17 protein-coding genes and 5 pseudogenes are annotated in these 25,612 nt (G+C 64.0%); 8 read left to right on the top strand and 14 right to left on the bottom strand.

Features of this window, described 5'->3' with window-relative positions; genetic code table 11:
* Positions 1-91: 91 nt before the first annotated feature.
* Together SHTP_RS05125 and SHTP_RS05120 are read right to left on the bottom strand one after the other, a co-directional pair.
* Positions 92-1,291: a YncE family protein gene (locus SHTP_RS05125; protein WP_096372328.1), complete on the bottom strand. Its 1,200-nt coding sequence runs from the start codon at positions 1,289-1,291 to the stop codon at positions 92-94.
* 394 nt (positions 1,292-1,685) lie between these two features.
* Positions 1,686-2,459, bottom strand: a complete 774-nt coding sequence (locus SHTP_RS05120) for a DUF427 domain-containing protein (RefSeq protein ID WP_172900631.1) — start codon at positions 2,457-2,459, stop codon at positions 1,686-1,688.
* A gap of 153 nt (positions 2,460-2,612) precedes the next feature.
* Here SHTP_RS05120 and SHTP_RS05115 point away from each other — a divergent pair, with 153 nt between their 5' ends.
* Positions 2,613-3,125, top strand: coding sequence for a nitroreductase family deazaflavin-dependent oxidoreductase (locus tag SHTP_RS05115; protein ID WP_231991290.1), 513 nt, complete (start codon positions 2,613-2,615; stop codon positions 3,123-3,125).
* A 19-nt stretch (positions 3,126-3,144) separates the two neighbouring features.
* Here the strand turns inward: SHTP_RS05115 and SHTP_RS05110 are convergent, their stop codons facing one another.
* The 3 genes and pseudogenes from SHTP_RS05110 to SHTP_RS05100 all read right to left on the bottom strand — a co-directional run bounded on the left by SHTP_RS05110 (position 3,145) and on the right by SHTP_RS05100 (position 6,307).
* Entirely contained in the window at positions 3,145-4,731 is a 1,587-nt protein-coding gene (locus SHTP_RS05110; protein WP_420866686.1) for an esterase-like activity of phytase family protein, read from the bottom strand.
* 59 nt (positions 4,732-4,790) lie between these two features.
* Positions 4,791-5,573, bottom strand: a pseudogene (locus tag SHTP_RS05105) (hypothetical protein).
* A 77-nt stretch (positions 5,574-5,650) separates the two neighbouring features.
* Entirely contained in the window at positions 5,651-6,307 is a 657-nt protein-coding gene (locus SHTP_RS05100; protein WP_231991288.1) for a TetR/AcrR family transcriptional regulator, read from the bottom strand.
* 28 nt (positions 6,308-6,335) lie between these two features.
* Here SHTP_RS05100 and SHTP_RS05095 point away from each other — a divergent pair, with 28 nt between their 5' ends.
* From SHTP_RS05095 to SHTP_RS05070, 6 genes and pseudogenes are all read left to right on the top strand, one after another.
* Positions 6,336-7,139, top strand: a complete 804-nt coding sequence (locus tag SHTP_RS05095) for a ubiquinone biosynthesis protein COQ4 (protein ID WP_231991287.1) — start codon at positions 6,336-6,338, stop codon at positions 7,137-7,139.
* A 236-nt stretch (positions 7,140-7,375) separates the two neighbouring features.
* Positions 7,376-9,821 (top strand): annotated as a pseudogene (locus SHTP_RS05090) (GcvT family protein).
* 6 nt (positions 9,822-9,827) lie between these two features.
* Positions 9,828-10,970 (top strand): N-methyl-L-tryptophan oxidase, encoded by a 1,143-nt coding sequence (gene solA / locus SHTP_RS05085; protein WP_096369968.1) that lies wholly within the window; start codon positions 9,828-9,830, stop codon positions 10,968-10,970.
* Positions 10,967-12,115, top strand: coding sequence for an aromatic ring-hydroxylating oxygenase subunit alpha (locus SHTP_RS05080; RefSeq protein ID WP_096369967.1), 1,149 nt, complete (start codon positions 10,967-10,969; stop codon positions 12,113-12,115). The genes solA and SHTP_RS05080 overlap by 4 nt, the downstream gene beginning before the upstream one ends.
* A 32-nt stretch (positions 12,116-12,147) precedes the next feature.
* Positions 12,148-12,957, top strand: coding sequence for an IclR family transcriptional regulator (locus SHTP_RS05075; protein ID WP_231991786.1), 810 nt, complete (start codon positions 12,148-12,150; stop codon positions 12,955-12,957).
* Between the two features lie 165 nt (positions 12,958-13,122).
* Positions 13,123-13,839, top strand: coding sequence for a C39 family peptidase (locus SHTP_RS05070; protein ID WP_096369966.1), 717 nt, complete (start codon positions 13,123-13,125; stop codon positions 13,837-13,839).
* A 78-nt stretch (positions 13,840-13,917) separates the two neighbouring features.
* Here SHTP_RS05070 and SHTP_RS05065 read toward each other — a convergent pair whose 3' ends face one another.
* Positions 13,918-14,661 carry a class I SAM-dependent methyltransferase gene (locus tag SHTP_RS05065; RefSeq protein WP_096369965.1) on the bottom strand — a complete coding sequence of 248 codons (744 nt, stop codon included), beginning with the start codon at positions 14,659-14,661 and terminating at the stop codon, positions 13,918-13,920.
* A gap of 61 nt (positions 14,662-14,722) precedes the next feature.
* Positions 14,723-15,730 (bottom strand): AraC-like ligand-binding domain-containing protein, encoded by a 1,008-nt coding sequence (locus SHTP_RS05060; RefSeq protein WP_420866648.1) that lies wholly within the window; start codon positions 15,728-15,730, stop codon positions 14,723-14,725.
* A gap of 337 nt (positions 15,731-16,067) precedes the next feature.
* Here SHTP_RS05060 and SHTP_RS05050 point away from each other — a divergent pair, with 337 nt between their 5' ends.
* Positions 16,068-17,624, top strand: a complete 1,557-nt coding sequence (locus SHTP_RS05050; RefSeq protein WP_096369962.1) for a GMC family oxidoreductase — start codon at positions 16,068-16,070, stop codon at positions 17,622-17,624.
* 1 nt (position 17,625) lies between these two features.
* Here SHTP_RS05050 and SHTP_RS05045 read toward each other — a convergent pair whose 3' ends face one another.
* From SHTP_RS05045 to SHTP_RS28490, 7 genes and pseudogenes are all read right to left on the bottom strand, one after another.
* Positions 17,626-18,504, bottom strand: a complete 879-nt coding sequence (locus SHTP_RS05045; protein WP_096369961.1) for an alpha/beta fold hydrolase — start codon at positions 18,502-18,504, stop codon at positions 17,626-17,628.
* Positions 18,505-18,935: 431 nt separating this feature from the next.
* A pseudogene (locus tag SHTP_RS05040) lies at positions 18,936-20,846 on the bottom strand (MMPL/RND family transporter); the annotation flags it as partial.
* 20 nt (positions 20,847-20,866) lie between these two features.
* Positions 20,867-22,069 carry an ISAs1-like element IS2404/ISMul1 family transposase gene (locus tag SHTP_RS05035; RefSeq protein ID WP_420872938.1) on the bottom strand — a complete coding sequence of 401 codons (1,203 nt, stop codon included), beginning with the start codon at positions 22,067-22,069 and terminating at the stop codon, positions 20,867-20,869.
* A 142-nt stretch (positions 22,070-22,211) separates the two neighbouring features.
* Positions 22,212-23,063, bottom strand: a pseudogene (locus SHTP_RS05030) (MMPL family transporter); the annotation flags it as partial.
* Positions 23,064-23,165: 102 nt separating this feature from the next.
* Positions 23,166-23,333: pseudogene (locus SHTP_RS28495) on the bottom strand (hypothetical protein); the annotation flags it as partial.
* Between the two features lie 286 nt (positions 23,334-23,619).
* Positions 23,620-24,990, bottom strand: coding sequence for a cytochrome P450 (locus SHTP_RS05025; RefSeq protein WP_096369959.1), 1,371 nt, complete (start codon positions 24,988-24,990; stop codon positions 23,620-23,622).
* Positions 24,991-25,023: 33 nt separating this feature from the next.
* Positions 25,024-25,602, bottom strand: a complete 579-nt coding sequence (locus SHTP_RS28490) for a hypothetical protein (RefSeq protein ID WP_231991286.1) — start codon at positions 25,600-25,602, stop codon at positions 25,024-25,026.
* Positions 25,603-25,612: the final 10 nt, after the last annotated feature.

Below are 25,612 nucleotides of genomic sequence, written 5' to 3'. Positions count from 1 at the left end.
CACCGCCTCGTGTCGGCCTCCGGCGAATGCTATCGCCGAGCACCACCATAAGAAACGGGCTCCCCCGCAGAACCGCGTCCAGTAGGGGGCGCTAGGCCAGCGCCGCCTCGAACTGCAGCAGCTCAGGCATGACCCAATCGGCCGACAGACCCTGGCACAGGGCGTTGTCGATGGCTGACACGCCCAGATCAACCAACGTCATGGTGACCGTTCCGGAATAGTCAGCGACGTACAGGCGGTCGCCGCCCGGGCTTTCGATCGCGGCGGACGGCTGGTTGACCCGGACGGTGCCGATGACATCCTGCGAGCGCGCGCTGAGCACGGTGACACGGTCCTCGCTCACCAGGTAGGCACGCTCGCCGTTGCCGCCGATGGAAAGCCGGGTGATCAGACCGCCGATCTCCTCGATCTTGCGGGTGCCGGTGATCTTGCGGGTGCGGGTGTCGACAACGTCGATCACCGCGCCGAAGTCGGCGCCGCAACTGGCGACGTAGGCGGTGGTGCCGTCGGGGCTGATCACGACATCACGAACCGAAGAGCCGATCTCAATCGTGTCGATGATGCGCAGATCGCGCGGGAACTGCTGCACGACAGATCCGGCCACGCCCTGGCCATTCCTGCCCCGCGAGCGTGCGCGTCCGCCCCGGACCGGATTGAGTTCGGACTCCGCATGCGTTGCCACGACGATGAGCTGACCGCCGGACGGTCCGTTGGCGCCGACGTAAACGCGGTTGCCGTCGGCGCTGACGCGGACACATTCGGTGGTGAGGCCAGGCTTGGTAGCGATGTCGACCACATCGACGCGGCCCGTTGCGGTGTCAAGAACAGCGATGTCGGCACCGCGAGCGCCGTTACGGCCGGCGTAGACGTACTTTCCATCCGAGCTGGCCGCCAGGTCACTGACGCTGAGCGCCAGCGGGTGGGTGGAGACGACGGCGTTGGTAGCGACATCGATGACGGCAATGGCGTCATACGCCGTCGAAACGGTGCTCACGTAGGCGCGGTTGGCGGCTGGGCCGCCCGCGGTGACCGCGAAAGCCTCATCGAGGCCGGTGATGGTCTCCACCACCCGGCAGGTGTCGGTGTCGATCACCGACACGCTGTTGTCGCCGTAGTTGGTCACCATCAGGCGACTGCCGTCGGGACTGATGCCGATGTCACCGATGGGCCCGTTGGCCACCGCAATCTCGACGGAGGTCGGGAAATCGGGTGCGGTACCCAACTCGAAGACCTGGACATCCCCGCCATCGCGATCATTCCAGCCGGTCTGCTGGCCGTTCACGTCGCTCACGTTGGCACCGCCTTTGCTGTTTTGAAAACTCCATGCGGGCGCCGCATATCGCGACAACCCTGTGCGATCCTCGCCGCCCGATCCAAACCGGATTTCAGCACCAAAAAGGCGCTGATCGACTGCTTTCGCCCGAGTCTAGCTCCTTAATTCTGGGTAAATAGATTTCAATTTTATTGCTGTTACCTATGTCACTCGGCCGCCTCAGCCGGCGCTCAGAATGCAATTCTGAATCATTTACACAGGGAATTCGCAGCAAACGTCCAAGAATAGCTTGATCTGCCCTTTTGGCACGTGTCGCCAACAGTCCAAATGCCCTGGTCGCGGACGTCAAATAAGAATCTCTTATATTCCAACACCGGGAGAGGCAAATCTCACACCGTGTTTATGCTCAAACCTAGCCAAAGTGCGTACGGGGCCGGGATAGGTTGACACCGTCGACGCTAATGTCAAGTTTTTCGTTGTAAAACGCCACCAACCCGGCGATTGCGGCGACGGCGGGCAACGGGTAGTGGTAGGTCCACGCCAGGTCCGGATGCACGCTGTCGCCCACCCGCACCGACCAATAGCCGGTGGTCGTCCCCTTGTAGGGGCACAACGTCTGGGTCGCGCTCGGTTCCAGATGCTCGAAGGCGACGTCGGTTGGATCGATGTAGTACCTGGTGGGCAGTCCGGTCTCGAACAGCAGCACGGGAGCGCCGGTATCGGCAAGCACGACACCGTCGAGTTCGACCCGGACATGTCGTTGCGAGCGCAGCGCGTCGACGCGCGAGTAGGGATTGCGCGGATGGCCATAGATCTGTTCGTCTTCCTCGAACCACCGCAGCACGTCCCAGTCGAACCGCACGGTGCCCGCTACCGGACTCGCACCGTCGGCGTCGAACACCCGCGCGGCCGACGGATGGGTCTGCGTCGCCCCGGAGCCGACGACGGAGTACAGATGCGAGGCACCCAACTGGACCCGCTGCGCATGGTTCTCGTCCCTGAGGAACTCCGCTCGGACGTCGGCCAATGGCACGTAGTACGCGGGGTAGTACGGCACTTTCCACACGTAGCGAGCCTGTGTGGTGTCGAAGACCAGTTCGTGGCCTAGATAGCCGCGCACCCGGCGCGGCGCTGGCTGGATCCGTCCGCGGGCGGCCGCCATCTGGGGATAGTCGCGGTCTCCCATGTCGCTTGTCATGAGTTGTCCTTGATCATCGCAACGCTCCTTGCCTGCGGAGGACTCGACGCATCCGACCCATTCAACCTACGACGCCATAACCGCCGCGAACCCCCACAAACCCCAATGTGGGCTCCGCTCCGATCGATTACTGTGCTACTCGTGGCGTTTCGCAGGTACAGCCCGCGGCGCGGGCGACGGTTGCGACTCGATGAGGCGCTGCTGGAGCGCGTCCTGATGACCCGGGTGGGCTACGTCGTCATGCTCCGCGTTGCCCCACCCATCGACAAGGCGCTGATCCCACGGACCGGCGGCCGGCTGAGCTTCGGGGGCTTGAACAAAGTAGGCCTGCTCACCTCGACGGGCACCAAGTCCGGCCAGCCCCGGGTGCATCCCCTGGCGTTGATCGAGGACTCCGACGGACTGTTGGCCATCGGGTCCAACTACGGGCGTCCCAACCATCCCGCGTGGAGTGCCAACTTGCTGGCACACCCCGAGTGCACGGTGCAGTTCAAAGGGCCGCCCGGGCCGTACCGGGCCGAACTGCTCACCGGCGATGCGCGCGCGGCGGCGTGGGCCAGCGCCACGGACTTCTACGCCGGCTACGAGGGTTATCGCAGCAGCTGCGCGCCCCGCGAGATCCGGGTTTTTCGCCTTCGCCCGGTGGCGGGCTGAGCGCTCCGGTCCACCGCGCTCAACCGACCCTGATGGAGACCGTCACCGATTCGGTTTTCGCCGGCAGCTGGGTCGTGTCGACGATGAGAATCTCGCCATTGTCTTGGGAGCCGTTGGGCAACATCTTGGGCTCGAGCCGCATGGGCGGCGTGTCCGAGGCCAACCCGGCCAGCCCGAAATCGCTGTCATTTGCCATGATCAGCGTCTTGCCGCCGTCCGGGCTGATCAGGCCTTCGATCTTGTCGTGCCCGAAGAAGTCACCGTTGGGACTCAGCGTGCGCACCAGGGCTCCGAGATCGAGTTTGAGGGTCTTGGACGCCACCGTGATGCCGGCGGCCTTGAGCTTGGCGACGGCGTCGGCGTCGGTGCTGACGCCCACCGCGGTTTCGATCGGAACACCGTCGATGAGCAAGCCGCCGGCGTCCGCCTGATACACCGCACCGGGCACCGTCGAGCGGGGTCCGACGTCGGTGGCGTCGGCGGTATCCACCAGGTAGATCTTCTTGTTTCCCTTGGGCGCCGGCTCGTTGTCGCGCTCGTCGACCAGGAACGTGGTGGCGCTCAGCGCGGTGATATCGGAGACAGCGACCTTCGTCTGCTGGGGATTGTCCAGCGGATACAGGTATTCGTGGACGTTTCTGGGGTCAATGAGGTTGACGGTCACGATGCGCACGATCGGGACCGACTTGGCCGGGCCGGCCAGCTCGGGCGTCTGGATGGCCGACTGCATGATCCCCACCAGCGTGGAGCCGTCCGGGGTGATGGTTAGACCCTCGATGCCGCGGTTGGGGCTGCGCAGTGACAGCTCCCGGGGCAGCGTCCCGTCAAACGGTGAAAAGCGTTCCAGCTCTTTGCCGTTGTCGTCGAAGTGGATGAGGTAGGGACCGTACTCGTCGGATACCCAGAAGCTGCCGTCGTACATGGCGACCAGACCCTCGGGGTCCACGCCGTAATCGGAAGGCGGCAGCGGCGTTGCGTTGAGGTCTACCAAGGCCTCCCCGGTATTCGCCTGCGGGGACACCAGTCCGAGCATCGGACGTCCGGCCGGACCGTGCAGCGTGATGATTCGCTCCACCGTTGCCACGCCATCGGCGAGTTTGAGCTTGGCGATGTGCGGATGGAATTCGGGTACCGGGAGCACCTTTTCATTCGGGGTACGCCCGTCGACGTTGGGACCGCGGTCGGTGATGCCATAGATTTCATCAGCACTGCCCGGCACCGCGGCGATTCCCGATCCGTGTGCGCTGGCCTTGATCGCGACGCCGCCGACGGTGGCCAGCGGCAGTTGGTCCTCGGCGAAGAGCTTGACCGCGTGGCTGACCGTGACGGCGAGTTCATCGGTACCGGTGAAGCCCGGGTCGGGGGTGTAGATCATGGCACCGTTTTCGCCGTAGGCGATGCGGCCGTGCGCGGGTTTGCCGAACGCCACCGGTGTCACGCCGTGGGTGGCCGCCAACATCCGGCCCGGTGAGATCGCCAACGCTGTGCCGGTTGCGGTACTCAAGTCCATGTTGCCCGCGTACGCGGCGGTGGGATCTGAGGTGCTCGACGAGCAGGCTGTCAGCGCAATCGACAACCCAACCGTCGCTACCCATCGTCTCGCCATAAATGCCATACGCATGATTTAGCAGGAAAAGTTGTAGTGCGGGTGTACGGAAGCAGGCGCTAGCGCCGCTTGTCACGCACTTTATAGGTTGAGGGCCAGGATTTGCGCGCCTCGTCGCCGGTCAGGGGTGTCCCCATCCCGCCGACCTTCACGTTGTAGGCCTCCTTACCCGGACCGACTTCCCGGTTGGCGTGTTCTTGGGCAAGGTAGTACAGCTCGTCGATGGTCGCTTCGTCGTAAGCGACGAACGAGGTCTCCCGGACAACGTCGTCGATGCCGGCAAGCATCCGGGTGGGCAGCAACTGAGAAGCCAGCGCCGCCAAACCCAGCAGCGACACCGGAATGACCCATTAGCACATGAACGACACCGGGGTCTTGGTGTCAAGGATGGTGGCGTCACTTTCCACGACCGGCGGAACCAGTGATGAGAGCGTCATACCGGCGAACGCGGCAACCCAGATCCAGGTCAGGATCATCGTCATTCGCTTGAACAACTCGGTGTTGACCACGTCGGAGGGCAATTCGGCGGCCGCGTATTCGCGCACAAGCGGTTTGCCCATCAGCAATCCGAGAACAGCGACCAGGAAGATGCCGAAGTTACTCACCGCCACGATCCATCGCGCCAGAAACGCCTCGCTGAGTGCGAATGTCAGCACGGTCAGCACCGAAAATGTTGCGACAGAACATATTTCGACGGTGCGACCGGGCCTTTGAGCGGAGCGCCCTACCGCCAGCACCGCCAGGGCAATCAACAGTGCGACCGCGACCGCCGTCTCGAAAGGGACATTGCCGACCAACACCCAGTAGACCAGCCACGGCGAAAACCCGAAGAGCATACCCACGATGGCCCAGTGTATGGCCGCACGAGCGCACCACCGCGGTGCGCCGCCGCGCGCGACACGGGGAAGTTACCGGCGGCTCAGACAAACACCCACACCGCGTCGGGCGGGGACGCGACAATCGCCGGCAGCACGAAGGTCCGGACATAGCGACGGACCGTCGCAGGGTCATCCGACCCCGGTATCACGTTCATCAGCAGCGAAAGCGCTACCCCGAGGACGTATCGCCCGACATCACCGGGCTCCAAGCCCACTCGCAACCGGTCCCGGAATAGGACGAACACCTGCTCGTAGAGGCCGGCCACCTTCCCACACAACACCGGGGAGTTGGCCAGCAAACTGGCGACGCCGTGCTCGGCTCCCATGGACAGCAACTCGAGCAGGGGATCACGACTGACCACCGTGGTCACAAAAACCAATGACTCGGTGATCAGGGCGGCAACGTCGTCCGTGGGCATCAGGTCATCAACCACTCGTGCGACATAGCGATCCATCACCTGAACCGCAACCGCGACCACCAACTCATCACGCCCACCGAAATGCCGATAGAGCACAGCGCGTGAGACGCCCGCCCGCTTGGCAACCTCCGCCATGGTCATATCCAGACCATTTTCGGCAAAGCAACGCTCGGCCGTTTGCACCAGCAGACGACGCGCCTGCTCCGGGGTATTGCCGCCCCCCGCGGGCCGGCCGCGTCGCCGCACGCCGGATGCTCCGGCTGGAATTTTAGTTGACATCGATTACAGTATGTCTATTATTTGGTAGATGGCTATCCCGTCCACAACGGCACGGTACGGGCAGATGCGGACCGGTGTTCGCGCACTGGGCCACGTGTTCGGCCTTCGGTTCAATCACGACCAGGTATTCGAAGCCGTGATCGCCTTCGGCTACCCGACCCTGCAGCGCGAGTTCGACAAACGCGCCCGACTCCCGCAGGGACGCCGGCTGCTCGAGACAAAGCCCGACCTGATGGCGCGACTCGGTGACGACGACTACCTGGCTACGTTGCCGCCGGGCTCACTCGGCGCCGCCTATCGCGATTTCCTGCGTCAACACCGCCTCGATGCGGGGGTATTCGATGCCCGCGACGTCATCGAGCCGGTCATCGAACGCAATGGCTGGGACCCCGACTTCGGCTACATGATCAAGCGGGGCACCGTCTTGCATGACATGTTCCACGTGCTGGGCGGCTACGGACCCGACCTGGGCGGCGAGATCGGCAACCTGGGCCTGCATCACGGCCAGCTTGGAAAGTGCCGAGCCACAGCGATTTTCGGATTCATCGCGTGCGCGGTGGTACGCGGCGGCTCATGGCGGCGCAAACGCGAGTTCTGGCGCCAGGCGGTAGCACGCGGGCGGGCCGCGCAGAACCTGATGGCGGCCCCGTACGAAGAGCTCCTGGACCGACCGCTGGCCGAGGTCCGCGCGGCGCTGGGCATCGCGGCATCGGAGAGCGCACATCCGGCCGTCCACTTCTTCACCAGATGGCAGCCACCTACCGGCACCGCCTCCGCCCCCTTCGATCCCTGGGACTATCAGACCGCGGCGGTCGGCGCCGCGCGCCATTGATCGATTCGCAACCCCAACCGGTAAGCCTCCGCTAGCCGCACCGGGGTGCAAGCCCCTGCTCACCAGCATTTTTTGGACAACCCGGAGACGGCTGGGGCCAGCCAATGCCGCGGCCCCGCCCGCGCCGTTTCCGGGTCCCTTCGTGTCCGCTTGACAGCGGCCGCGCCAGACCTCACCATGTTGCGCATTACAAAACTTGTTCCGCATTACGGAACACAGTGCAAGTGGGTGGCGTTATGGGACCGAAGATCGTCATCGTGGGTGCCGGCATCGTTGGGGCTTCGCTCGCCGACGAGCTGACCGCCCGGGGGGGTCATCGATGTCACGGTGGTCGACCGCGGGCCCTTGTTCACCACCGGCGGATCCACGTCGCATGCCCCCGGCCTGGTGTTTGCGACCAACCCGTCGAAAACCATGAGCGCATTCGCTCGCTACACCGTGGACAAATTCTCCGGACTGCACCATCGCGATGGGGCGGTGTTCAACCGGGTGGGCGGGCTCGAGGTCGCCACCACCGCCGAGCGCTGGGCGGACCTGCATCGCAAGGCGGGTTGGGCGCAGGCCTGGGGAGTGCCGGGGCGGCTGGTCGGCCCGGACCAGTGCGTCGAGCTGCACCCACTGTTGGACCGCGCGGGAATCCTGGGCGGCTTTCACACCCCGAGCGACGGCCTGGCCTCGGCGGTACGCGCGGTCGAAGCGCAAGCTCGGCGGGCGATCGCGCGGGGCGCGGTCTTCCTGGCCGAGACCGAGGTGCAGCAGGTGGCCGATCACAACGGCCGGGTCACCGGAGTCCACACGAGTCGCGGTGTCATCGAGGCCGACATCGTGGTCTGCGCGGCGGGATTCTGGGGCGCACAGCTGGCCAAACAGGTGGGCCTGGTGCTGCCGCTGGTGCCGATGGCGCACCAGTACGCCAAGACCGGCCAGGTCGCACCGCTGGTCGGGCGCAACACCGAAGACGCCCCGGCGAGCCTGCCGATCCTGCGCCACCAAGACGCCGGCCTTTATTTTCGCGAACACGTCGACCGCCTTGGCATCGGCTCCTACGGGCACCAGCCGATGCCCGTGGACATGTCCACGTTGCTGGCCGACACCGCCGGTGAACCGATGCCCTCGATGCTCCCTTTCACCGAGGAGGACTTCGAACCGGCCTGGCGTGACTGCGTGCGACTGCTGCCTGCGCTCGGGGACACCAAGGTTGACGAGGGCTTCAACGGCATCTTCTCGTTCACGCCCGACGGGTATTCGCTGCTCGGCGAGCACCGGGAGTTGGGCGGGTTCTGGGTTGCCGAGGCGGTGTGGGTGACCCATTCGGCCGGGGTGGCCAAAGCGGTCGCGGAGTGGATCGTCGACGGCACCCCGTCGATCGACGTGCACGAATGCGACCTGTACCGGTTCGAGGACTTTGCGCGCAGCCCACGATTCATCGACGAGACCTGCGAGCAGGCCTTCGTCGAGGTCTACGACATCGTTCATCCCCACCAGTACCGCAGCGCGCTGCGCGGCCTGCGCACCAGCCCATTCCACCACCGCCAGCGCGAACTGGGCGCCTACTTCTACGAGGGCGGTGGCTGGGAGCGACCCGCATGGTTTCAAGCCAATGCCGAGCTGGTTCGGGAGCTCGCCGGCCGCAATGTGGCGTTTCCCGAGCGTGACGACTGGGCGGCACGCTACTGGTCGCCCATCGCGATCGCCGAGGCGCAGTGGACGCGTGAACGCGTCGCCCTCTACGACATGACACCGCTGACCCGCTACGAAGTCAGCGGTGCCGGTGCGGTCGACCTGCTGCAGCGGCTGACTACCAACGACATCGACAAGGGCGTCGGATCGGTCACCTACACCTTGATGCTCGATGAGACGGGCGGCGTCCGCAGCGATCTCACCGTCGCCCGACTCGGCACGACCCGTTTTCAGGTCGGCGCCAATGGGCCCCAGGACTTCGACTGGCTGAGTCGTCATCTGCCCCAAGACGGCAGCGTCACGCTGCGCGATATCACCGGAGGCACCTGCTGCATCGGGGTGTGGGGGCCGGCCGCGCGGGACCTCGTGCAGCCGTTGTGCCGAGACGATCTGTCACACCAAGCGTTCCCATACTTCCGGTTGCTGCAGACCTATCTGGAGCCCATCCCGGTAACCATGCTGCGGGTGTCTTATGTCGGCGAGCTGGGCTGGGAGATCTATACCGAAGCCAGCTACGGCGGCGCCCTGTGGGACCTGTTGTGGGCGGCTGGCGCCGGCCACCAGGCCATTGCCGCCGGACGCATCGCGTTCAACAGCCTGCGCATGGAGAAGGGCTACCGCGCGTGGGGCACCGACATGACCGCCGAGCACCGCCCGGATGAGGCCGGCCTGGGCTTCGCGGTTCGGATGTCCAAAGACTTCATCGGCAAGGCCGCGCTGGTGGACGCCGCTGCGCGAAAGGTACTGCAGTGCATTGTCTTCGACGATCCCGCCGCGGCGGCACTGGGCAAGGAGCCGGTGTTTGCCGGCGATGTCTGCATTGGATTCGTGACCAGTGCCGGGTATTCGCCCACGATTGGCCGCACCATCGCCTACACCTGGCTGCCGGCCGAATCGTCGATTGGTGACACCGTCACCGTCGACCACCGCGGCCGGCGCTACCCGGCGAGCGTCCACCAGCAACCGGCGGTCGATCCAGAGTCCACCCGGATACGGAGGTAACTCGTCATGGCGACAACGGGTTACGACGTGATTGTGATCGGACTGGGCGGCATGGGAAGCGCGGCCGCCTATCATCTGGCCGCCCGGGGCCGCCGAGTGCTCGGCCTGGAGCGTCATCAACCGGCCCACAATAAGGGATCCAGCCACGGCGGCTCCCGGATCATCCGCCAGTCCTACTTCGAGGATCCCGGTTACGTGCCACTGCTGCTGCGGTCCTATGAGCTGTGGGAGAGGCTGGCCATCGATGCCCAGAGCGACATCTACCGACTCACCGGCGGCCTGTTCATCGGACCGCCGGACTGCGCGACCGTAGCCGGCAGCCTGCGGGCCAGCCGCGAGTGGAATCTGCCGCACGAGGTGCTCGACGCCCCGCAGATCGCGGCCCGCTTCCCGAATTTCACCCCGCAGCCCACAGACATCGCGCTCTACGAAGCCAAGGCGGGTTTGGCTCGCCCTGAACTGACGGTGCGTGCACACCTGGAGCTGGCAAAGCGATCGGGGGCAACACTGCAATTCGAGGAGCCGGTGCTGAACTGGACCACGACCACCAGCGGCGTGCGGGTCACCACCGGCCGCGGCACCTACACCGCCGAACAGCTGGTGGTCTGCCCCGGCGCCTGGGCACCGGAGCTGCTGAGCCAATTGGGCATTCCGATCACGGTGCAACGCCAGGTGATGTACTGGCTGGACCCGGTTGGCGGCACGGCCGGGTTCCGGGATCACCCGATCTTCATCGCCGAGAATGATTCCGGCGCACAGATTTACGGCTTCCCCGCCATCGACGGACCACGCGGCGGGGTCAAGGTCGCGTTCTTCCGCAAAGGGATCGCCTGCACCCCGGACACCATCGACCGGGTGGTTGGGCCGCAGGAGATCCACGAGATGATCACCCGGGTCGGCGAATTATTGCCGGCGCTCGCCGGCACCTGCCTGCAAGCGGCGACCTGCATGTACTCCAACACACCCGATCAGCATTTCGCCATCGCACGACATCCGTACTGTCCTGCGGTGACCGTGGCCTGTGGATTCTCCGGGCACGGCTTCAAGTTCGTGCCGGTTGTCGGCGAGATTCTTGCCGACCTGGTGACCGAGGGCGCTACCAGCCAACCGATTTCGCTGTTCGACCCACAGAGGCTGGTGACCGTATGACCGCTGTCCGGCAACCCTCGGCTTTGCTGCCCACCCTGGGCGGGGCCTACTACACCAGTGCCGCCGTGTTTGCCGCCGAGCAACAGCACGTGTTCGAAAGCATGTGGTTTTGCGTCGTGCGCGCGGCCGACCTGAACGAGCCAGGGCAATTCAAGGCCGTACAGGTGGGACGCGAAAGCGTGCTGCTGGTGCGGGGGCGGGATCGACGGCTGCGCGCCTTTCTCAACATCTGCCGGCATCGAGGTGCGCTGCTGTGCACCGAGCCCGAGGGACAGGTGCACCGGAATCTGCGCTGCCCCTATCACTCCTGGACCTACGGATTGGACGGCACCCTGATCGCCGCCCCCAATATCGCGGAACTGACCGACACCGACGGAGCGAGCATCGACCGGCACCGCTATGGCCTGGTCGCGGTGGCATTGCGGGAGTGGCTGGGCTATGCGTGGGTCTGCCTGGCCGAGGATCCGCCGTCGTTCGAAGACGACGTCGTCGGGTCGGTCACGGCGCGACTCGGCGACGTGAGCGCCATAGACACGTACCGGATCGAGGCGTTGCAGGTCGGGCGGCGTGTCAGCTACGACGTCGCGGCGAACTGGAAGTTGATCGTCGAGAACTTCATGGAGTGCTACCACTGCGCCACTATCCACCCCGAGCTGACCAGAGTGATACCGGAATTCGCACGCGGCCAGGCGGCTCAGCGATCGGTGGGACGCGGCGCCGAATTCGGCTCGGCGGTAGCAGGTTTCACCGTGGACGGCCGGGCAGGCTTCACCGCCCTACCCGGAATCAGGCCGGAGCAGGACCGACGCTACTTCGCCATCACCGTCAAACCGACGGTGTTCATCAACCTGGTCCCCGATCACGCGATCATCCACCGGATGTTCCCGATCGCCGCCGACCGAACCATCGTCGAATGTGACTGGCTTTATGCCCCCGAGGTGGCCGCGGGCGGCGACATTGCGCACTCGGTTGAACTGTTCCATCGCGTCAACGAGCAGGACTTCGACGCCTGCCAGCGGACCCAGCCCGCGATGTCGTCACGCGCCTACCGCACCGGCGGTGTGCTGGTTCCCGCCGAGCACCACATCGCCGAATTCCATCAGTGGGTGGTCGCACGCATCGGCATCCCCGCGGTGTCGGGGTAACCGAGGTGCCCGTGAGCAGCGGTATATCGTCGATGATCATGGGGACAGGCAACGACGGCGGTGCCTCCGAGTCAGACCCTGCCCCCGCCGTTCAATCGGTCGACCGTGCCCTGCTGGTGCTCGAACTGTTGGCGGACATGGGCAAAGCGGGGGTGACCGAGGTCGCCGATGAGCTCGGGGTACACAAATCAACCGCGTCGCGGCTGATCACCGCGCTGGAAGCACGCGGCTACGTCGAACAGCTCTCCGATCGCGGCAAGTACCAGCTCGGAATCGGGGTGTCGCGACTGGCCCGCGCCCGCAGCGGTCACTCGGACCTGGTGAAGCTGAGCCAGGACGCGTGCGACAAGCTGGCGGCGGACTTGGGTGAAACGGCCAACCTGGCAATCCTCGACGAAAACCGCGCCGTCAACATCGTCGAGGCGGTAAGCAGCGCCGAAATCGCACTGCAAACCTGGGTGGGCCAGAGCTGCCCAGTGCACGCCACCTCGTCCGGCAAGGTGTTGCTGGCCGGTCTGGAGGCAGATGAGGTACGCCACCGGGTCGGCGCGACATTGGACAGCTTCACCGAGAACACCATCGTCACCATCGATGCGTTGGAGGCCCAACTCGCGGCCACCCGCGCGGCCGGCTGGGCCAGCGCACGTGAGGAGCTCGAAATCGGCCTCAATGCGGTCGCCGCGCCGGTCTACGACAGCACCGGACGGGTTGCCGCGGCGCTGAGCGTCTCCGGACCGGCCTACCGGCTACCGGCCGCCGACTTCGAAGAGGTCGCCCAACCGACCATCGCCGCGGCTGACGCGGTGAGTCGAGGGCTGGGCTGGACGGACCGCATCTCCTGACACCGAGGCCGCCGCTCACGGGCGGTGACAGGTAGCTTCCAGGGCTTTCGCGGCTTCCAAGGTTTCTTCATGAATCCCGGAAGGCCCCGGGTGGATCTTTTTCTCACGGAACCCACCGCGCCGCCGAGGCGGCCGACGAGAAGCCCACGAGGAAAGGAGCTCATCGTGTCGAAGACCTTCATGAACCGAGTCGCCACCGCAGCGCGTACCGCCACCGCGGCGGCCTTCATCGGCGCCGCCGCGGCCGGGGCGTTCGCCGCCCCCGCGCTGGCCAGCCCCGCTCCCCAGACCGAATCCACCGGCGCGCTGTACGGCCACCCAGACACGGCCGCTCAGTACTGGCAGATGCAGCACCTGCCCGACAACCGCGTGCTGATGTCGGTCGCCGACGTGGTCGGCGAAGTAACTGGAAAGCTGCCGTCCGAGGAGCAGATCGTTCGCCTGGCCGAAAGCACGCCGAGTTCGATGCATCCCGGGTCGATCTACATCCGCCCCACCCCCACCCAAACCTGGGGCACCGACCCCAGCGATGTGGTGGTCCTGCTGGCCCAGTTCGGCATCAAGGATGCCATCACCAATGCCTCCACCGAAGAGCAAACCGGTGTTCCCACCGGACTTTCGGCGATCGAGCGCTACCTCGGCGATGGCCACAAGGTGATCGCCACCGTCAACGTCGAAACCATCTGGGACAACCCGGACGGCGACCACAGCGCCCCGGACCACTCCCTGGTCATCACCGGCGTGGACACCCGCACCGGCGTCGTGCACCTCAACGACCCCGCCTATCCGTCGGGCGCCGACAAGCAGGTGCCGATCGACACCTTCATGCAGGCCTGGCAGGCCAGCGACTACCAGATGGTGGTAACGGTCAACGACAACTAGAACGTGGTCGTGACAGGATCTCGCCAAACCGAAATCGATTTAGCTCCAGCAGCTCTGACGGCACCGTCGCGGCGCACGTCAGTCTTTGACGCAGTCCATGATGACCAGGAAAGGATTGTCGAGTAGGTAGTCCCAGTAGTCGCCCTCCTCACCCGCTTCGGGCGCAGGCTCCAGATCGGGAATGTGGACGGCGAAGTCGTGGAAACCGGCGTGCCGGAACGCGCGAGCATAGGCCTCGATCGGCAGGTAGTAGTTCCGGACTCGCAGTCTGGAATCGGCGAGATTGACCGTGATGTCGATCGGCGCGCCGTCGCAGACGTGATCGGCCAGTTGCAGCTCGAATCCATACTTACGGTAGTCAGGCCGAAACGAATACACCCCCGGATTGGTGTTCACGGTGACGAACCGGCCGCCCGGCTTGACCCGGCACGCCAGGCCGCGACACATCTGCGCGAGCTCCGCCCGGTTTTGCGCGTACACCAGCAGCCACGCACTCACAACCACGTCGTAATCCTGTTGCGCAACGGTCGAACGGGCGTCCGCCACGACGTAGTCGATGCCCAACGGCTGCTGCTTTTCCTGCGCGCGGGCCAGGGCGATCATCCGTTCGGAGATGTCGAGTCCGACCACCTGCCCGGCGCCGGCGCGGCGCAACAAGCGGGTGAAATGCCCTTCGCCGCACGCGACGTCCAGCACCTTCTTGCCGCTGACGTCACCGATGTGCTTGAGAAAGGAGTAGGTCTCGATGCGTTCTCGCCAAGGCTGCGTCTTCGCCTGTTGATACTGCTCGGCGATGTGCCCCTGGTTGTAGTCGATTGCCACACCGGCCGCCTTTCCCCAAGCAGCAACCCGATCCCGCTATCGCGCAGCTCTACCTCCCAACCTAGCCCCGATCGGTGGATGCGGAAGGCGAGCGTAGCGAAACCTGGGCGCGGTATTCGGCGGGTGAGGACCCATGAACGGCCTTGAAGAGGCGGGAGAAATGCGATGCGTTGACCAGCCCCCAACGCGCGGCGATAGAGCTCACCGGCACCTCCGCAAGGCGGTGATCTTCCAGGTCGCGACGGCAATGTTCGATGCGGCGGTCTCGGATCCAGCCGGTGACTGTCTGACCCTGCGACTCGAACAGCTTCTGCAGGTACCGCACCGAAACATGATGCGCGGCAGCGATCGTTGAAACATCCAGACCCGGGTCACAGAGCCGACTTTCGATGAAGGCGCGAATCCGCAGCGCCAGGCCTCGCGTACCTCGAGCCACATTGCCGCCGGTCTCGTCGGAGAGTTGCGCGGCGAACGATGCCGCCAGCATGTCCAGCACCGCGTCGGCTAGATAGAGGGTGCCGGCGGTGTTCGCATCGTCGAGCCGGTTGCCCATCTCGGTCAGGAAGGCCGACACCGACGCTCCCAAGCCATCGCGCCCGTTCAGCCGCCGAGCCGTTAATCGCGTCAATTCGGCCGAGGACAGCCGCATCTGGTCGCGCGGAAACATGACGACCAGCGCCCGGTAGACACCGCTGAAAGCCAGGCTGTAGGGCCGGGTCGTGTCGTACACCGCGAAATCTCGCGGAGCCAACGTCTCTTCGTGGCCGTCCTGGGTCACAACGCACTTACCGTTCAGCGGCATCGCGACCTTGAGGTAGTCCGGGGCGCTGTGGTTTATCAGCTTGGCCGTGCGGCGCACCAGCACGTCACTTCCGACCCGGACATCGGACACTCGGACCGTGCCCAGACTCGCCGAGCGCACCTGGCCACGAAAAGTTCCGACGTCATCGACGCATAACGCAAGCGGCACGAATGTCTGGGAGATGGCGTGCTGGAAGGCTTCAAAACGTTCGTTTCGCCGTGCGGACGTGGCGGCACAGCGCTGGCCGGGTCGGCTGGGATTCACCATGGTGCCTCCAACTCGTCGGCGAGCCATCCCGGGTTTGGCCGCAACCTGCTCAGCCGACGTCATCGCGCGGTACGGCGCCCACCCCCGTGACGGATGCTGAGCACCTCATTCGACGGTACCTGCGCGGCGCCCGAAGCGGCGCTGCGCCGCGAGTTCACCCGAAGCATTCGCGCAAGCTCAAGATCCGTGCGCCGGTGTGCAAGCGCGCCCCGTCCCGCGCGACCAACACTGGGTGAGACATCGCGTCATCGTGATCGGCGCCGCCACTGATCCCCGCGACCGCAAACCAAAAGACCACCGGATACCGAACCGCCCCGATGCAGAATCGAGAAATCACATGTGCTCCGACCCCATCGCGGCGCGGTATGACTTCGTGGTCTGCGGATCCGGTTCGGCAGGGTCGGTACTGGCGCGGCGACTATCCGAGAACAGCAACGTCGCCGTGCTGTTGCTGGAGGCCGGCGGCACCGACGACGTTGCGGAGGTGATGGATCCCGCCCAATGGCCACTCAACCTGGGCAGCGCACGCGATTGGGGCTTTGCGTCGGCTCCGAGCGCCCACCTGAACGGACGATCCATCCCGCTCTCCATGGGCAAGGTGCTCGGCGGAGGATCGAGCATCAACGTGATGGCTTGGGCGCGCGGTCACCGCAACGACTGGGCCCATTTCGCCGCGGCGGCCGGCGACCCGAGCTGGGGCTATGAATCGGTCCTGGACATTTACCGCCGCATCGAAGACTGGCACGGCCGCTGCGACGGCGATCGGCGGGGAGTCGGAGGCCCGGTGTTCGCCCAAACCGCGCCCGACCCCAATCCGATTGCCACGGCCGTCGTCGATGGTGCGGGCGCAATCGGGATTCCCGTGTATGACAGCAACAACGGCATCATGATGGAGGGACCGGGCGGCGCATCGCTATTGGACCTGCAACTGCGAAATGGACTCCGCGAGTCGGTGTTCCGCAGCTATGTGCACCCCCACCTGCAACAACGCAACCTCACCGTCCTTACCGGTGCGACGGTCCGGCGGCTGACGTTCAGCGGGAGTCGTGTCACCGGCGTGCAGTTCTCACATGCCAACGCGATCCGCACCGTCTCCGCCACCCAAGAGGTGGTCGTCTCACTCGGCGCCATCAACACCCCCAAAGTGCTCATGCAGTCTGGCATCGGGGATGCAAATGAACTGCGCGGCTTCGGCATTCCGGTCATCACGCATCTTCGCGGAGTGGGACACAACTATCAGGATCACCCTCGGATTGACTGTGTATGGGAATCGCATGAGGCGCTGGCACCGCGCAACAACGGGGCGGAGGTCACGGTCTTCTGGAAGAGCCACCCGACGCTGGCCACCCCGGACCTACAGATCTGTGTCGCGGAGTTTCCGTTGTCCAGCCCGGAGAACGCAGCACGCTACGGGCTGCCGGCACACGGCTGGACCATGTGTGTCGGCGTGGTCAGACCACAAAGTCGCGGTCGGGTGCGGCTCAGCGGGCCGCACCCCGGCGACCCTGTGCTGATCGAGGCCGAGATGCTCGCCCACCCTGACGATATGAAGGCCGCCGCGGCCGGGTTGCAACTCTGCCGCGAGATCGGAAATACGGCACCACTTCGCCCCTTCGTGAAGCGCGAGGTGATGCCGGGCGGTTTCGCGGGTGCCGAGCTCGAACGTTTCATTCGCGATGGCGCTTCGACCTATTGGCATCAGTCCGGCACCGCCAAGATGGGGCGAGACGACATGTCGGTGGTTGACGCCAAGTTGAAAGTCCATGGAATGGAAAATCTTCGGGTCGCCGATAGTTTGATCATGCCGCGGATCACCACCGGCAACACCATGGCTCCTTGCGTCGTGATCGGTGAGCGTGCCGCGGAGATCGTCAAAGCAGACTATGGCCTGTGATTCAGCTCGACTGGGCGAGCCGCTGAACCGCGGCCGCGATCTCCTCTGGAAAATCCTCTTGAAGAAAGTGCTTGGCCGGTAGCGTGGTCACCCGCTGCGTCCCGACCAGCTGCCGGGCCTCGGCGCCGTAGCGGCGCCAACTCAGCATCGTGTCTCGAACACCCCATACGATTTGCACCGGATAGCGCGTGTCCTGGACCGCCGCGATGTAGCTGTGCTGTTTTTCTGGTGTCAGTTCGAAGCCCCGCATGATCTCGAGGAATGCCCGGCCTCCGTCATCCCCGAACAAAAGCGGCTTCCAACAAGCGATCTCGGCGCTCGGGACCCGACTGCTCACGCCCACCAGACGCATTATCGACTCGAACGCACCCGGAACGCGCAACAAGGCAAGCCACATTTCGCCGACCGCTCGATGAGCGAACGGCTCCATCGGCCAGGGGCGGTGAAAGCGCTCCACCGCGATGATGGTGTTGAGCAGCGTCATCGACAGCACACGATCGGGTGCCGCGTTGGCGACGTCGAATCCGATCGGTCCACCGATGTCGTGGACGACCAGGTGAAAGCGGCCGATACCCAGCGCATCGATCGCCGCGCCCAGCCAACGTCCCAGACCGCTCCAGGTGTAGTCGGCGTCGCCGGGGCGTTCGGCAAGGCCGAGACCGGGCAGATCGATCGCAATCCCCCGCAGACCACGCTGGGCCAGGGCCGCCACGACCTTGCGGTAGAGGAATGACGACGCTGGCACGCCGTGCACGCAGATCACCGGCGGTGCGTCTCGGGCGCCGCTATCCAAGACGAAGGACTCGATGCCGGCCGCGGTGAATCGGCGCCCCGATGCCCGGTGCTGTTCGAGCAGGCGCGCGACCTGCGCCCGAGTCATGGCGCCGCCCCGCGTACCGATAGCTCCACCACACCATGGTGGCCGAAAACGACGGCGGATGCTTGCACACGGCCGCACTGAGCTTGCTCTAGCCTCAACGATCGGAAAACAGCAGGTCCAAGCCCCGCGACAAACCCGAACCGGAAAAGTGACCTACGTCAGGTTGATCGACGAGTCCAGCGTCTCGGCTGTGAACGTCTCGGCCAACCGCCGCACCGCCGTCTTGTCCCCGGCTGGCGCCTGCATGGTCTTGGTCACAAGACACTCCTTCTGTCCGCCCCAACAGCGGTCCGCTGATGGACCACCCCGGACCTACGCAGATGGAATGACGCACCCTCCAAATCGAACACCAGCGAACCTGACCCACGCCACACAACTTGACTCAAAAATCCGGCTTCGCCGGATCTAGCCATCTAGCGTATGGCGCCTGTTCGCATCGGCCACCAGAACCAGCGGCCCAACTGCGCGGCTACTGCGGGCGTCATGAACGACCGGACAATCAAGGTATCGAACAGCAGGCCCAGGGCAATCGTAGTTCCCACCTGGCCGATAACTCGCAAGTCGCTGACGACCATCGATGCCATGGTGACGGCAAATACCAGGCCCGCGTTCGTCACGACCTTTCCGGTACCGCCCATCGAGCGGATGATTCCGGTATTCAGTCCGGCGCCCAATTCCTGTTTGAACCGGGCCACCAACAGCAGGTTGTAGTCAGATCCCACCGCCAAGAGGGCGATAACAGACATCGTCAGCACCATGTAGTGCAAGGGAACGCCGAGAATATGCTGCCATAGCAGCACGGATAGCCCAAAGGAAGCGCCCAGCGACAGCACTACCGTCCCCACGATCACAGCGGCAGCAATAAGGGCGCGGGTGAGGATCAGCACGCTGATAAAAATCAGGCACATGGCCGAAATTCCCACAATCAGAAGGTCCCAGCCGGCGCCCTCGCCGATATCTTTGACCACAGCTGCCGCGCCAGTCAGATATATCTTGGCGTCCTCCAATGGGGTCCCCTTGAGCGACTCTTCCGCCGCCGTCCGGACCGCATTAACGCTTGCCATGCCGTCGGGCGTCTGGGGGTCGCCTCGGTGCAAAATGATGAAGCGGGCCGCGTGTCCGTCCGCCGACAGAAACGAGTCCATTGCGCGCTGAAAACGCTTGTTTTGGAAAATCTCCGGCGGCAAATAGAAAGAGTCATCGTTCTTGGCGGTGTCGAACGCCTTGCCCATGGCGTTCGCATTTTCGCTCATCTCATCCATCTGGTCGAAAATGCCCACCATGGTGCTGTGCTTGGTCAGCATCATGGTGCGCGTGCTTTCGATGGTCTCGATCATCGGCGGGAACGTCGCGAGCATCTGGGGTAGCAGCGCGTCCAGGGTCTGGACGTCACTCACGAGCGCGCCGATTTTCTCGTCTATCTCGTCCACACCATCCAGCGCGTCGAATACCGATCGGAACGACCAGCAGATCGGAATGTCGTAGCAGTGCTTTTCCCAGTAGAAATAGCTGCGGATTGGCCGCCAGAAGTCATCGAAGTCGGCGATGTGGTCGCGCACCTCACTGGTGATTTGCTCCATCTCGACGAAGTCATTAGCCATTCGGTGGGTATTGTCGGAAAGCTTCGCCATGGCGTCGTACCTGCGACGCATCGCAACGGCCATTTGGCCCATTTCCTCGGCTTGCGCGAGCATGTCCTTCATCCGGTCACGCTGAAATTTGAGCGTCGGCACTTGAATGGCGTTCTGCATGCTGATCAAATACGGTATCGTCGTGTTCGCCAGTGTAGTTCCGTCGGGCCTGGTTATCGCCTGGACCCGCGAGATTCCGGGAACGCGGAAGATTCCCTTGGCCAGTTTGTCCAAAATCAAGAAGTCGGTCGGGTTTCGCATGTCGTGATCCGCCTCGATCATCAAGATCTCGGGCTTCATCCGGGCCGGGGCGAAATGGCGATCTGCCGCCGCGTACCCCTGGTTCGCAGGGATGCCGGCGGGTAGATAGATCCGGTCGTTGTAGTTGATTCGAAGTCCGGGCAGAGCCAGCAGTCCGACGAGGGCAATAGCCAGTGTTGCGGTGAGGACGGGCACAGGCCATCGCACTACCACCGTGCCGACTCGTCTCCAGCTCCGGACGTCGAGCCGCCGTTTGGGGTTGAACAGACCGTAGCGGCTGCCGACAACCAGCACGGCCGGCGTCAGCGTCAGCGCGACCGCCACAGTAACCAGCGTCCCCACCGCGCAGGGGATGGCCAGAGTCTGGAAGGAAGGCGGCCGGGCGAACAGGAGGCAGAGGGTCGCGGCGGCGATAGTCAAGCCAGTGCCCAAAATGACGTGGGTAGTGCCCAGGGCACCGGCGTTGTTGATTAGCAGGCTTGTGAGCTGGGGAATTGTGGATTGAGGAGGTCTAGGCGGCGGTTGGCGGTCAAAGCGGTGATCCGGCAGGCTTCGGCGATGTTGTCGGCGCCGTTGAGGCGGTGCAGATTGATCGCGGTGTTGCGTAGCGTTGCTAGGACCTGTGCGCCGTTTCCGGTATGTGCCCTTTGACGGTCTTCGTCGAAGGTGACGTCGCGTATCCAGTGCAGGCTGTTCTCGATTCCCCAGTGTTGACGCATCCAGGCCATGATCGCGGTAGGGCGGGCGTGCTCGAACGGCAGGCTGCAGATGGCATAGACCACCTCCACGCTGCGCTGGTCGGTGGCGGTGATCAAGCGTTCACGAGTGATCCGGATGATTTGTTTTGCGTAGGGGAAGCCGATTCCTCGTGCAGCGGTGATGATTTGCAGGGTGCGGGTCTCGACACGGCCGTGGCCGCGGGAGTCGTCGGTAGCGGCTGCGGGCACCTCGGCCCAGGGCAGCGCGGTGATACGCGCAAGTATTTTGGCTTGGTTGGACTTGACGATCATCAGGTAGTGCGACTTCAAGGTGGCGCAGATCAACTTCGCGGTGACGACCTGGGTATGCATCGCATCCACGGTGACCAGCCACCGCAAGCTACCCGGCAGCAGCGTGAGCAGGGCACGTACGCAGGGAATTTCATTGCTTTTCTCGGCGACAGCGAGTTGACCGAGCACCAATCGGGCACGGTGGGCGAACACCGACACGAGATGCGTGGCTGTCGCTTTGGCGCGTAAAGCACCACGCAGCATCTTGCCGTCCAACGCGATCGGCACCAATCCACTGGGGTCGCTGCTGGCCACGTGTGCAGTGAAGTAACTGCCCATCCTGGCGTTGAGGTCGGCGGGGTCTAGCCGAGACAAAACAGCACGGAAGGTCTTCTCACTGGGCCGCCGGAACCGGACCCCTAATTGGGCCAACACATCATCGGGAGCGGTGGCCGCCCATGTGGCAAAACCAGCATAGCCGCGCATCCCCGCGGCAGTGGCCAGAACCGCGATCGCCAACAAAGCCATCAGCGAATACCTCCGACCGCGTGGGTCCCTCGGGTCTGGCACCGAGGCCAACACATCGAGAAACTCCGATCCGATGAGCTCGCTGCGCTCACCAGGACTCCAGCGGTCGAACACCTCTGGAACCGACGACACAGGCAATACTGAAACGGTAGGCACGGGCAACTCCAGACCAACGACGAACAGTAACCAACTCGATCGTTCTCCAGATAGCCCGTGCCTACACTCCGGCCCCAATAGCGCGGCACCAAAGATCATCAACCCAGCTCACAAGCCTGCTAATCAACAACGCCGGAGCCCTGCCGATCAGGCGCGCTTCGTGGTACCGGCCAAAGTCGAAAATGCCGTAGTCCGTGCCGGCCGCGATTGTTAACGACGTGAGCAACGTGACCGCAAACGTGGTGAGTCCGATACCCCCGCTGTGCCCGATGAGGGCGACAATTCCCCGCGACGCTGTCAATGCAACGCCGACCATGGACAGCAAGGCAATAACGGTGCTGACCGAACGATAGACGAGTAGCAACATGAAAAAAATGACTGTGACAGTCGTCAGCGTGATTTTCAGCATGGACTTGTCACCGCTGCGCTGCATATCCACCATGAGCGCCGATGGCCCCGTGACGTACGTTTTTATCCCGGGCGGAGCGGGCGTCTCCGCAACGATCTTGCGGACGGCTTCGACGGATTCATTGGCCAGCGACTCACCTCGATTGCCCCCCAAACTCAATTGGACAGTCACGGCTTTGCCGTCGTCGCTTTGCGCGCCCGCCGCCGTGAGAGGATCGCCCCAGAAGTCTTGCACGTGCTCTACGTGCTTTTTATCGGCATTCAACTTGCGCAACAAAGCGGCGTAATACTTATGGACCGCGTCGTCGAGCGGTTGATCGCCCTCCAACACGATCATCGCTGAACTGTCGGAATTTCCTTCGTGGAACACCTGGCCGATGCGCTTGACCGCTTGGAAGGACGGCGCGTCCTGAGGACTCAGTGAAACTGCACGCTGTTGTTCGACCTTTTCCAGCGATGGCACGAACACGGTGAGTGCGACGCAAATAGCCAGCCAGCCCAAGATGATTGGCACCGCGAACGCATGAATCTTCCTCGCGATCAGCGGCCTTTCGGTGTCGGAGTCGTTCGCGTAATTGACAGTCATGCGGATTTCACCCGGTAGTACTTGTAGGCGCTATTAGAACGTGATTGCGGTGCAGTCGACCATTGTTGCTTCGACAGCGAAATACAACGACGGACCGCGCGTTTACTGCCACTCACAGAGGCATCGATCTGAGCCCGCCTCCTCAGTGGCGAGGTCCTTCTTCCACCGCCGGAACGTGTTGTCGGTGTGTGCGCTCCGCCAGTACCAAGAGATCGACGACGTTTACTTCGCGTCCACGCCCCGTTCTTTGCGGATATACGGGCGCAGGTTGGCCGCGCCGACGCGATGCGCGCGGCCTGACGTCGGATCTGCTCGTCGGTGTTGTCACCTGAGGCAGCCAACGACGCGGCCAACGCCACTCCAAAAGCCGCCGTGACGCCAATCGCGGGCGCCCCCCTGATAAGCGAAGTCGCGATCGCCGCGATGAGTTCGTCGGCCGTCGCAATCCGCAGTTGGCGCGGCTCGTGCGGCTGCGCACGCTGGTCACCCGCTACCAACGCCCCCTCCACCCAGGCGATCGAGTTGTCGATCATGCGTGAAAATTCCCGGTCGGATTTCAAACTGATTGTGCTACAGCAGAATGCCCATCCTCAGACGCATATGCGGTGCGGGCACCAGCCGGACGGCTGCGTACCACGATGCGCCCGCCATGGCCCGGCGCGTTGGTGATACCGCGAGAACGGATCGGATCGGCGGGAGCATCGGTCGGAACAAGTTCGAACTTGCGCAGGAGGGTTCGCAGGACGGTTGTCATCTCCATGTTCGCAAAGGCGGCGCCGATACACCGATGTATGCCGCCGCCGAAAGGTATCCACGCATAGCTCTCTGGTGGTCCATCGGCGAAACGGGTCGGGTCAAACCGTTCTGGGTCCTTGAAACTGCTCGACGCGTGTTGAGCAGCCCAAACATCGCCAACGATCATATGACCCTTCGGAAGCACCCATGGGCCCAGTCGTAGCTGCGTTTCGACTCGCCGAGCGATGAAATCCAATACCGGCCGGGTACGTTGCACCTCCCAGACCGTAGCCTGCATCAGCGCGGCTCCGCCGCTGTCGATCTCATCGACGAGTTGCGCCACGAAACTGGGGCTGCGACGTAAACGCTCGATGGCCCATGCCAGCGTGGTGGCCGTCGTTTCGCGTCCGGCCACGATCATCGTCAGCATTTCATCGCTGATGTGAGCGTCGGTGATGGGTGAGCCGTCGTCATAGCGCGCCTGCAGCATCATCGCCAGCATGTCGGTCCGTGTCTCAAAGTTCGGATCTGCCCGTGCTTCAGCGATCAGCTGGGCGACCAGTTCGTCAAATCGGCTTCGAGCCGCTTGAATCTTGCCCCATGGACTCCAGGGGCCAAGATCACGCCGCAACCACTCTGGTAAGGCAATCATGCTAGCGGCGAGCACAATTGTCCGTGGCCCCAAGTACTGGAGCTCTTCGAAGATCGCCCCGTGCGCACCCAGGATCGTGCGCAAGACTATGCTGCCGGTAATATTCACCAACGCTTGCAGGGATTCGAATTCTGGTTCCTCAGGCCAGGTTTGAGCCTCACGCAGGAACTCCTCTTCGACGATCTTGACGTACGCGTCGATGCGCCTACCGTTAAATGGTGGCACCATTAGCTTGCGACGCTGACGATGCTCGACGCCGATCATGCTGAGTATCGAGCCCGGCCCCAGCAGCTTGCCGAGAGTTGTTGGCCGAGTGACTAAATCGTTGCCAGAAGTGAAAAGTTGCTTCAACATCGCCGGATCGCTGATGACTAGCGTGGGGCCGTATTTTGGTAGATTGAGGGAGTACCCAGAGCCATACCGGTTGGTCAACCGCGTCCGGGCGCGCGCCTTGGCGAAAACGTATACCAATGTCTGAGTCAGCTTCGACGCATTCGGCCCCGGCGGCAGCCGAATCGGGTCAGTTGTGGCTTCCGCCATTGCAATGTCCTCTCTTGACAGGTGATAGAGATGTCAGATCTCTGCGGTGTTGACGGTCCATCGCGGCGCGGCGGCCAGCCTCGTGCCGTAGATCGTCGCCGGGGCCACCACCGTTTGCGGGATGTCCAGATGCGCCAGGAACGCGTCGGTATCCGAAGCCGGGACGGCGACAAACAGCGCCGGGTTGCCATGCTTAGCGGCCAACGGCAGCGCGGACTGCAGCAGTGCGGCTCCACACGCCGGGTTGCGGTAGGCGAAGTCGGACAGATGCGCGCTGCGCAGCTCACCGTCCTCAGTGAGCAAGCGTTTGGCCTGGCGGGTGTCTTCCAGCAGCCCGCACGCCGAGTCGTCGGGCAGCAGGAGTGTGGTTGGGGTTAGCTCGGAGCGTAACGTCGCGTCGCCCGCGGGCACCGCGTAGTGGCCCTGCGTCCAGCGCCGGTAGGCCTGCGCGGCCGCTGCCGGGGGCACCAGGTAGGCGGTGTGTGCCGCGGTGGCATCGGAGCCTTGGCAGGTGGGGATGCGCAGCACGCTGATGTGGCCGACCTCGGTACCGTTGGGAAATCCCAGCCTCCCGGAATACTCCGACGGCGTTTTGGCGGTGCCATCCATCACCACGCCGAAC

Origin of the sequence: Mycobacterium ulcerans subsp. shinshuense, assembly GCF_002355775.1 — a bacterium.
Taxonomy (GTDB): domain Bacteria; phylum Actinomycetota; class Actinomycetes; order Mycobacteriales; family Mycobacteriaceae; genus Mycobacterium; species Mycobacterium marinum.
This window is presented reverse-complemented; position numbering and strand designations above follow the sequence as displayed.

Excerpts from the sequence above, each read along its gene's own strand:
- SHTP_RS05120 (WP_172900631.1), bottom strand. The coding sequence starts at position 2,459 with ATGGGAGACCGCGACTATCCCCAGATGGCGGCCGCCCGCGGACGGATC.
- SHTP_RS05110 (WP_420866686.1), bottom strand. The coding sequence starts at position 4,731 with ATGGCGAGACGATGGGTAGCGACGGTTGGGTTGTCGATTGCGCTGACA.
- SHTP_RS05100 (WP_231991288.1), bottom strand. The coding sequence starts at position 6,307 with ATGTCAACTAAAATTCCAGCCGGAGCATCCGGCGTGCGGCGACGCGGC.
- SHTP_RS05095 (WP_231991287.1), top strand. The coding sequence starts at position 6,336 with ATGGCTATCCCGTCCACAACGGCACGGTACGGGCAGATGCGGACCGGT.
- solA (WP_096369968.1), top strand. The coding sequence starts at position 9,828 with ATGGCGACAACGGGTTACGACGTGATTGTGATCGGACTGGGCGGCATG.
- SHTP_RS05080 (WP_096369967.1), top strand. The coding sequence starts at position 10,967 with ATGACCGCTGTCCGGCAACCCTCGGCTTTGCTGCCCACCCTGGGCGGG.
- SHTP_RS05075 (WP_231991786.1), top strand. The coding sequence starts at position 12,148 with ATGATCATGGGGACAGGCAACGACGGCGGTGCCTCCGAGTCAGACCCT.
- SHTP_RS05060 (WP_420866648.1), bottom strand. The coding sequence starts at position 15,730 with ATGGTGAATCCCAGCCGACCCGGCCAGCGCTGTGCCGCCACGTCCGCA.
- SHTP_RS05050 (WP_096369962.1), top strand. The coding sequence starts at position 16,068 with ATGTGCTCCGACCCCATCGCGGCGCGGTATGACTTCGTGGTCTGCGGA.
- SHTP_RS05045 (WP_096369961.1), bottom strand. The coding sequence starts at position 18,504 with ATGACTCGGGCGCAGGTCGCGCGCCTGCTCGAACAGCACCGGGCATCG.
- SHTP_RS05025 (WP_096369959.1), bottom strand. The coding sequence starts at position 24,990 with ATGGCGGAAGCCACAACTGACCCGATTCGGCTGCCGCCGGGGCCGAAT.